Raw genomic sequence first — 1,409 nt, forward strand, 5'->3', positions numbered from 1 at the left:
TGTTGTACGATGGGGTTACGCACGAGGTCAATTGCCTCAAAAAACCCATCAGGAGGTCGCTCTACTATGAAGTTTAAGGCACAAGACAAGCAAAATCAACTCATTGAAAACATTACCGTTCATCACCTTGTCATCGGCGTAGATATCGCCCAAGAAGTACATGTAGCTCGAGCCGTCAGTTTTCGAGGTATTGCTCTGGGAACTCCACTCGAGTTTGGCAATCATCATGAAGGTTTTAAAAGATTCGATCGTTGGATTCAGGACTTACTCAATACACACAATCTTAGCAAGGTCATCGTTGGCATGGAACCTACTGGGCACTACTGGTTCAGCCTTGCACGTTGGCTTGTCGATCAAGGAATTGAGGCCGTTCTGGTTAATCCTCACCTCGTAAAAAAGAATAAGGAAAACCGAGATAATACACCGTCCAAAAGCGATCATAARGATGCTCTTGTTATAGCAGATATGATCAAAAACGGGTACTATTCCCCWGTTCGTTTTCACCCCGAAGCATACGAGGAACTACGTATTCTCATGGCAAACCGAGAAACGGTTACCAAACGTCTCAACAGTGCGGTTAATCAAATTCACCGCTGGGTAGACATTGTCTTTCCTGAGCTCCGACAGGTCTTTAAAATCTTGACTTGCACCAGTGCAATYGCAACATTAAGACTCTTCCCTTTTCCAAGAGAGATCAGTCGGTTAAATAAGGCACAGGTCATTGAGGGTTGGAAGCAATACGTGAAACGTCATGCTGGAGTAAAACGCGCTGAGTTGCTCATTTCACTTGCAAAATCCAGTGTTGGTACTACCCAGGCGCTCCAYGCTTACAAGCTTCATCTTGGGCAATTGCTCGAAGAATATGACTTGGCCCAGCGCCAGCTTGAACAGATAGAGAATGAGCTCCATCTCATTCTTAAACGCATTCCTTACGCACAGAAGCTGCTTGAAATACGTGGGGTCAATGCAACAAGCTTAGCTGGTGTACTCGGTGAGGCCGGTGATCTTAGCGGCTACACGCAAGGAAATGCTCTGTTGCGGCATGCAGGGCTCAATCTAGCTGAGGCAAGTTCTGGGAAATGGCGAGGAAAGATGATGCTCAGCAAACGAGGCCGTCCACGTTTGCGACATTTCCTCTATCTCATGACGATGTGTATGGTTATGACAAACCCGGAAGTTCGGGCATCACATCGTCACAATGTAGAGGAAAAGAAGCTGAAGAAGATGAAATCCATCATGAAATTATGCAGTAAAGTAGCGCGTCTGCTAGTCGGACTGGCAAAAAGCTGCGAGGCTTACGATTCAACCAAAGTATTCCCCCCACTTGCAGCATAAGATCAGACGATCCTTACCAGCTCAAGCATTCGCAGGATGACAAAAGAAGCACGGAGTATCGGGAGATGTTACGC

General features: G+C 46.4%; 1 protein-coding gene. It reads left to right on the plus strand.

Annotated features, from left to right (window positions below; translation table 11 throughout):
- Nucleotides 1-66 precede the first annotated feature (66 nt).
- Entirely contained in the window at nucleotides 67-1,335 is a 1,269-nt protein-coding gene (locus AC1DLI_RS34260; RefSeq protein ID WP_477610190.1) for an IS110 family RNA-guided transposase, read from the plus strand.
- Nucleotides 1,336-1,409 lie beyond the last annotated feature (74 nt).

It is taken from the genome of Paenibacillus sp. 01T443 (genome assembly GCF_056398325.1).